Here is a 7706-nt window from a genome sequence, read left to right as displayed (position 1 = left end):
GTCCTGTTCCTCTACTCCGCGGAGGAGGCCCTGAAAGTTACGCCGCCCATCAAAGGGAGAACGCAGTTTGATCTTTACTTGCTCACCGGCGTGCGCGGCAAACTGTTCAATAGTGAACAGCGGCCGATCCATGCCTGGCGACGACACCTCAAGGGTGTACTCGCTGGCTACCGGATCTTCGACATCCAGGACACCGCTCAACTGGCGGCTAACTTTTTCGCAGTCTTCAACAAGAATGCCGTTGGCATGATCGATATAGACGCGAAGCAGCGAATGCCGCCCTTGGGACAGGAACTCGATACCCCAGCATTGATAGCCAAGAGCCTCGACTACCGGGGCCAACAAGGCCTGCAACTCTTCTAGCTTGCTCGACACTTGAACCCCTCGTGCATGTCGTACAAATAAAAAATGGGCGAAGCGCCCATCCCTTGAAGCCGCTGAACGTTGCTATCAGCGACAAAACAACAGAGCCAACAAAGCAACCGGCTAACAAAAAGCCCCTAAAAAGGGGCTCCGCTACAACCGATTGCAGGGGAAGGAAGGTTAAACCACACCTTCTTGCGCCATGAGCCCATAGGGCTATCAAACGGCCGAACCCCACGTTAAAGCTGGGGCCGGATTATACGACCGAATTAGCGCAAGGGTCAATCCAACCCCCAGCAACAGCAAAGCCCGCATGAAGCGGGCTTTGCTGTTTAATTGGTACCGAGAAGGGGACTCGAACCCCTACAGCCTATGGCCACTACCACCTCAAGGTAGCGTGTCTACCAATTCCACCACCTCGGCAATTAACGCACTTACTTCTGCTCTGGAGCTTGAGGTACATCGCTAGCGCTGTTAGACGCTGGCTTTTGCTCTTCGAGCACCGGCACATCTTCTGCTACCGGTTTTTTCTGCTGCACTTCCATCACAGCTGGATCAGGCAAACCAGCCTGGCTCAGCGTGTGAGCTTTTTCTTTAGCAAAGAAGCCTAAGCCCAAGCTAGTAATGAAAAAAGCGGCGGCAAGTATAGCAGTAAAACGACTAAGAAAGGTAGAGGAACCTTGGCTACCAAAAACAGTGGCCGAAGCACCCGAACCAAACGAGGCACCGGCATCGGCACCTTTACCCTGCTGCAACAGTACGAGCGCAACAACGCCCAAGGCCGCCAGCAGATGCAGAACTACAACGACAGTTTCCAGCATTTCTTAGTTTCCTGCGGCGCGACAGATCGCACCAAACTCTTCCGCATTCAAAGAGGCTCCACCAATGAGCCCCCCATCGATATCCGGCATGCCGAACAATTCAACCGCATTGGCCGCCTTAACACTGCCGCCATAGAGAATTCTTACACCGCGAGCGACTTCGGCATTTTCCGTCTCCAGCTGCGCACGAATTGCAGCGTGCACATCCTGAGCCTGCTCTGGCGTTGCGGTCAGGCCCGTACCAATCGCCCAAACCGGCTCGTACGCAACAACAGCACGAGCAAACACTTCAACACCCAACGCTTCAATCACACTGCTTAGCTGGCGACTGACCACCTCAATGGTTTTGCCTGCTTCGCGCTGCTCCAGGGTCTCCCCTATGCACAACACCGGCGTCAAACCAGAGGCTTGCACTGCGGCGAACTTACGCACCAACAGCTCATCACTTTCACCCAGCAACAAACGACGCTCAGAGTGACCAACCAAAACCAGCGTACAACCCGCATCAACCAATTGGCTCGAAGCCACTTCACCGGTCAGAGCGCCTTGCGCCGGTTCAGCTGCACAGTTCTGCGCACCTACTGCAATGGACTTACCTTCGAGACCAGCAAGCACCTGATTGATGTACAGGCTGGGCGGAAAAACCGCCACCTCTACACCCGCTGGCAATGCCAAGGCGTGCAGGCCTTTGATCAACTCAGCGACGCTGGCGCGGGTACCGTGCATCTTCCAGTTACCAGCTACCATGGGGCGACGCATGTTCTACCTCGTCGATCAAAGTGGGCGCAGATGCTACCCAAGAGATTAGGGATTAGCAAGCCGAATCAGGCACATACTTCGGTAACTACTTTAGCTAATTCATCAGCATAGCTACGCACCTGGGCTTCATCGTCGCCTTCGACCATAACGCGAACCAAGGGCTCGGTACCGGATTTGCGTAGCAAGACGCGACCACGACCACCCATGCGCTCGGTGACCCGCGCACAGGCGTCGGTCACAGCAGGATGAGAAACAGGATCAACGCCACCGGAATAACGCACATTCACCAGCACTTGCGGGCACTTGCGCAGGCTCTGGCGAGCCTCGGCCAAGCTCTTACCCCAGCGCTTGAGCGCGAGCAGCACCTGCAGCGCCGCAATAATCGCATCGCCGGTAGTGGTGTGCTGGAAGCACACGATATGGCCAGAGTTTTCACCACCAATCTGCCAGTTACGCTCCAAGAGCTCGCTGATCACATAGCGATCGCCAACATTGGCACGCACAAAAGGAATATTCAGCTCAGCCAGCGCCAACTCCAGGCCAAGGTTGCTCATCAGCGTACCAACCACACCACCTTGCAGCTTGCCCTGCTCTTGCAGATCGCGGGCGATGATAAACAGCAGCTCGTCACCATCGACTAAGGCGCCGGTGTGGTCGACCATCAACACACGATCCGCGTCGCCGTCAAAACCGATTCCAAGATCCGCCTGGTTGGCAACCACCGCCGCCTGCAACGCTTCCATGTGAGTGGAACCGCAGTCATCGTTGATGTTCAGGCCATTAGGTTGCGCGGACAGCACGGTGACCTGCGCACCCAGTTCACGAAACACGCTTGGGGCAATTTTGTACGCCGCGCCGTGAGCGCAATCCACCACCAGCTTCAAGCCAGCGAAATCGGTGCTGGTCGGCACACTGCTCTTACAGAATTCGATGTAGCGTCCGGCCGCGTCATTTATCCGTGAGACTTTGCCCAACTGCTCCGACTCAACCACCGTCATCGGGGCATCGAGCAACTCTTCGATCATCAGCTCCACTTCGTCTGGCAGTTTGGTGCCCTGCCCGGAGAAGAACTTGATGCCGTTGTCATGATGGGGATTGTGCGAGGCGCTGATTACGATGCCGGCCTCAGCGTGGAAGGTGCGCGTCAGGTAGGCGATAGCCGGCGTGGGCATCGGGCCCAGCAGCATCACGTCGGCGCCAGCGGCGGACAGGCCAGCCTCCAGCGCAGACTCAAACATATATCCGGAAATACGCGTGTCTTTACCGATCAACACGCGGCAAGCGCCTTGTTTGCGGAACGCCATACCCGCAGCCCAGCCGAGCTTGAGCATAAAGTCAGGGGTGATCGGATAGTGACCTACGCGCCCACGGATACCGTCGGTGCCAAAATATTTTTTACCCATAACCACCGTCTCCGATCTTTTTATTCTGCTGTTTCCACAGCAGCAATCATGCGCACGACGTCCACCGTCTCGGCAACATCATGCACACGCAAAATATGTGCGCCTTTAGCAACGGCCAACGCCGCCAAGGCCAAGCTGCCATTTAGGCGCTCGCCCACTTCACGGCCAAGCGCTCGCCCGATCATGCTCTTGCGCGAAACACCCACAAGCAGCGGCCGCCCTAGCACATGCAGTTGGGGCATATGCTTGAACAGGCTGAGATTGTGCTCGTAGGTTTTGGCAAAGCCAAAGCCTGGGTCAAGAATGATGCGCGTCGCATCAATGCCCGCCGCCTCACACACCGCCATACGCTCAACTAGAAAGCTGCTCACTTCGGCGACTATATCCGCGTAAACCGGATTGTCCTGCATGGTGCCGGGCTCACCGCGCATATGCATTAAACACACTGGCAAATTTGTCGCCGCAACTGCTTCCAGCGCACCGTCGCGCTGCAACGAACGAACATCATTGATCAAACCAGCGCCGAGCCTTGCCGACTCGCGGATAACTGCAGGCGTCGAGGTATCCACAGAGATGATTACATCCAGCTCATGGGCAATAGCTTCGACCACAGGCGCTACGCGCTCCAGCTCTTCAACCGGAGAAACTGGTCGCGCACCAGGCCGAGTAGACTCGCCGCCGACATCGATCAGCGTTGCGCCAGCCGCAACCATTTCCGCGGCATGACGCAGCGCCAAGTCGACGCGACTAAAGCGCCCGCCATCGGAAAAAGAATCTGGAGTGACATTAAGAATGCCCATCACGTGTGGGCGGCTTAAATCAAGAAACCGGCTACCACAAGGTAGCCGGTTTGGGTGTTGCGTCTGAGACATGTCTGGCCTTAATGCTCGGCAGCAGGGCCGCCAATGGGCTTCTCAGGCGTTTCAACTTCGTCTTTTTTGCTGATGGTGGTGCCTGAATCACCATCATCCTGCCAATCACGCGGCTCACGTGGGGTACGACCATTCATGATGTCGTCGATCTGGTCGGCGTCAATGGTTTCGTACTTCATCAGCGCATCGCACATGGCATTAAGCTTATCGCGATTCTCTTCAAGAAGACGCTTAGCGGTGCCGTAGCACTCGTCGATGATGCTGCGTACTTCCAGGTCGATCAGCTTGGCTGTATCCGCAGACATATTGCCTTGCTGGCCGCCACCACCACGACCAAGGAACACTTCACCTTCTTCTTCCGCATACATCAGTGGGCCAAGTTTTTCGGACAAGCCCCACTTGGTAACCATATTCCGCGCAATCTGGCTGGCGCGCATGATGTCGTTGGAAGCGCCGGTGGTAACACCGTCAAAGCCCAAGGTCATTTCTTCAGCGATACGGCCGCCATACAGCGAGCAAATCTGACTAGTCAGCGCACGCTTGGACAGGCTGTAACGATCTTCTTCCGGCAAGAACATGGTCACGCCCAAGGCACGACCGCGCGGAATGATGGAGACCTTATAAACCGGGTCATGCTCAGGCACCAAGCGACCCACAATGGCGTGACCGGCCTCGTGGAACGCGGTGTTCATTTTCTCTTTCTCGGACATCACCATCGATTTGCGCTCGGCGCCCATCATGATTTTGTCTTTGGCCAACTCAAACTCTTTCATCTCAACGATACGTTTGCCGGCACGGGCGGCAAACAGCGACGCTTCGTTGACCAGGTTAGCCAGGTCAGCACCAGAGAAACCTGGTGTACCACGGGCTATCACCGCCGGTTTAACGTTGTCACCCATTGGCACTTTGCGCATATGGACTTTAAGAATCTGCTCGCGACCACGGATATCAGGCAGACCGACCACAACCTGACGGTCGAAACGGCCCGGACGCAACAGCGCAGGGTCAAGCACATCCGGACGGTTAGTGGCAGCAATGACGATGATGCCGTCATTCATTTCGAAGCCATCCATCTCAACCAGCAGTTGATTCAGAGTTTGCTCACGCTCATCGTGGCCACCGCCCATGCCAGCACCACGGTGGCGGCCTACGGCGTCGATTTCGTCGATAAAGATAATGCAAGGCGCATGCTTCTTGGCTTGCTCGAACATATCGCGAACGCGGCTGGCGCCGACACCCACGAACATCTCAACAAAGTCAGAACCGGAAATAGTGAAAAACGGTACCTTCGCTTCGCCAGCAATCGCCTTGGCTAGCAATGTTTTACCGGTACCGGGCGGGCCGACCATCAGCACGCCGCGCGGGATACGACCGCCCAAGCGCTGGAACTTGCCCGGATCGCGCAGGAATTCCACCAACTCGCCCACTTCTTCTTTGGCTTCGTCGCAACCGGCAACGTCAGCCAACGTGGTCTTCACCTGATCTTCGGAGAGTAGGCGCGCCTTGCTCTTGCCAAAGCTCATCGGGCCGCCTTTACCGCCGGCACCGCCCTGCATCTGGCGCATAAAGAACATAAACACGGCGATGATCACCAGGATCGGGAAGCTGGCAACCAGCAACTGAGTCCAGATGCTTTGTTGCTCAGGCTTTTTGCCCTCGACGGTGACGTTGTTGTTGATCAGATCGCCGATCAAGCCACGGTCTTCAATCATCGGACGCACAGTGGTGAATGTCTTACCGTCGGTGCCAATACCGGTGATATTGAAGCCTTCGATGGTGACTTTTTGCACGCCACCATCTTTAACTTGCTCGATAAATTGCGAGTAGTTCAGCGTCTGCGGTTCGCTTGGGCTGGAGAAGTTGTTCATCACGGTCACAAGGACCGCGGCGATAATCAGCCACAAGATCAGGTTCTTTGCCATGTCGTTCAATTAGCTACCCTCTGAAGCAGGCCCCACGCGGGACGAACCTCGCATTACGGCTGGATATTGATCAGCCTAACTTACTACACAACTTCCGAACCTAGGCAGGAAGCGTCTGTAACCCTTTATGAGGCACTGCCCTGACGTAGCGGCAAAACAACGCTCGATTCGTACAACGTGTGACTGAACCCCGTCTTCATGGGTTCAATCTTGCGCTCCGCGAAAGCCGCGGGCCAGCAAATATTGCTCGCGGGACCGATCACGCGACGACAGCGGTTTACGCATCTGCACCTTCTCAAACATGGTCCGCACTTGCTTGTGATAGACGTCAAAACCTTCGCCTTGGAAGATTTTGATCAGAAAGTCACCGCCCGGCCGTAATACCTGGCGTGCCAAATCTAGCGCCAACTCGCACAAGTACATCGCGCGCGCCTGATCAGCCATCTTCACCCCACTCATATTGGGGGCCATATCCGAGATAACAAGGTCTACCGGATTATTGCCGACCGCTTCGAGGATTTGTGCCAGAACAGACTCCTCAGTGAAGTCACCCTGAATAAAGGTGACATCCGGGATACTGTCCATCTCCAGGATATCTGAGGCAATCAAGCGGCCTTTGTCGCCTAACACTCGACTGGTTACCTGTGACCAACCACCCGGCGCGGCGCCAAGGTCAATTACAGTATTACCAGGGCGCAGAATGCGGTCCTTCTCTTGAATCTCGAGCAACTTGTAGCTGGCGCGCGAACGGTAACCGTCCTTCTGCGCCATTTTTACGTAGGGGTCGTTGAAATGCTCTTTCAACCAACCTTGGCTTGTCTTGGAACGTGCCACTGGGCACCTCAAAATTTAACGGGGCGTGATTAACTGGGCGGTACCGAGAGCGCTCGGGTAAACTAGCCGCCGCTTTTTACAAGATCAGACGCAGGGGTCAGATTATGCCGCTCACTCAAGAGCAGAAGAAACAGTACAAATCTATCGGTCACCATCTAAAACCGGTATTGATTGTTGCTGACAACGGTTTGACCGAAGGTGTGCTCGCTGAATTGGAGCGCGCTTTGAGCGATCACGAACTGATCAAGATCCAACTCAGAATCACCGAGCGTGAAAGCCGTCTGGCGGCGATTGCCGAATTGTGCAAAACCGCCAAGAGCGAGCTGGTTCAGGTAATCGGCAAGATGGCGCTGATTTACCGCAAGAACCCGAAAGCCAACAAACAGCTGTCGAACGTTACCCGCTTCAGCTGATCCCGCCTTACCGGTTAGTGGCGCGCTTTGCGCGCCCTGGCTGCCTCGCCGTCCGGCACTGGCTGCAACACCAGCAGCGCACCGCATAACGCCAAGACCAGAAAACAGAACAGTTGCAGACGCACCGCGCCTGGCAACCAGCGTTCGGCTGCACCATAACCCAGCGCCACCAACAAACCCACCACCAGCAACTGCCCCCGCGAATCGCGCCAGAGCGCGGCAAGCCGCTGCGACTGCAACAAGATCAGCGCCTGGAGCAACAACCCACCACCGGCTAGCAACACCAGTAATGGGCTTAACCTGTTGGCAATTTCCTCAA

At 55.8% G+C, this 7706-nt stretch carries 9 protein-coding genes and 1 tRNA gene; 1 reads left to right on the top strand and 9 read right to left on the bottom strand.

Features of this window, described 5'->3' with window-relative positions; genetic code table 11:
- The 8 genes from rimP to rlmE form a co-directional block, all read right to left on the bottom strand.
- Positions 1-375, bottom strand: a 375-nt coding sequence (gene rimP / locus AAAB16_RS06205) for a ribosome maturation factor RimP (protein ID WP_340662545.1), incomplete at its 3' end; no start/stop codon positions are given.
- Positions 376-700: 325 nt separating this feature from the next.
- A tRNA-Leu gene (locus tag AAAB16_RS06200) sits at positions 701-786 on the bottom strand.
- A gap of 11 nt (positions 787-797) precedes the next feature.
- Positions 798-1184 carry a preprotein translocase subunit SecG gene (gene secG, locus AAAB16_RS06195; RefSeq protein WP_110616967.1) on the bottom strand — a complete coding sequence of 129 codons (387 nt, stop codon included), beginning with the start codon at positions 1182-1184 and terminating at the stop codon, positions 798-800.
- Positions 1185-1187: 3 nt separating this feature from the next.
- Entirely contained in the window at positions 1188-1943 is a 756-nt protein-coding gene (gene tpiA, locus AAAB16_RS06190; protein WP_340662544.1) for a triose-phosphate isomerase, read from the bottom strand.
- A 65-nt stretch (positions 1944-2008) separates the two neighbouring features.
- Positions 2009-3346 (bottom strand): phosphoglucosamine mutase, encoded by a 1338-nt coding sequence (glmM, locus tag AAAB16_RS06185; RefSeq protein WP_340662543.1) that lies wholly within the window; start codon positions 3344-3346, stop codon positions 2009-2011.
- Between the two features lie 20 nt (positions 3347-3366).
- Positions 3367-4218, bottom strand: coding sequence for a dihydropteroate synthase (gene folP, locus AAAB16_RS06180; RefSeq protein WP_340662542.1), 852 nt, complete (start codon positions 4216-4218; stop codon positions 3367-3369).
- 8 nt (positions 4219-4226) lie between these two features.
- Positions 4227-6140, bottom strand: coding sequence for an ATP-dependent zinc metalloprotease FtsH (ftsH, locus tag AAAB16_RS06175; RefSeq protein ID WP_110616971.1), 1914 nt, complete (start codon positions 6138-6140; stop codon positions 4227-4229).
- 204 nt (positions 6141-6344) lie between these two features.
- A complete protein-coding gene (rlmE, locus tag AAAB16_RS06170) occupies positions 6345-6974 on the bottom strand; it encodes a 23S rRNA (uridine(2552)-2'-O)-methyltransferase RlmE (RefSeq protein ID WP_340662541.1) in 630 nt (209 codons plus the stop codon).
- Positions 6975-7078: 104 nt separating this feature from the next.
- Here rlmE and yhbY point away from each other — a divergent pair, with 104 nt between their 5' ends.
- Positions 7079-7387 carry a ribosome assembly RNA-binding protein YhbY gene (yhbY, locus tag AAAB16_RS06165; RefSeq protein ID WP_110616973.1) on the top strand — a complete coding sequence of 103 codons (309 nt, stop codon included), beginning with the start codon at positions 7079-7081 and terminating at the stop codon, positions 7385-7387.
- A 14-nt stretch (positions 7388-7401) separates the two neighbouring features.
- Here yhbY and AAAB16_RS06160 read toward each other — a convergent pair.
- Positions 7402-7706: MFS transporter (locus AAAB16_RS06160; RefSeq protein WP_340662540.1), on the bottom strand; the 305-nt coding region annotated here is incomplete at its 5' end.

The organism is Pseudomonas sp., assembly GCF_037994325.1.
Taxonomy (GTDB): domain Bacteria; phylum Pseudomonadota; class Gammaproteobacteria; order Pseudomonadales; family Pseudomonadaceae; genus Aquipseudomonas.
Note: the sequence above shows the minus strand (reverse complement) of the source record. Positions and strands in the feature narration are given on the sequence as shown.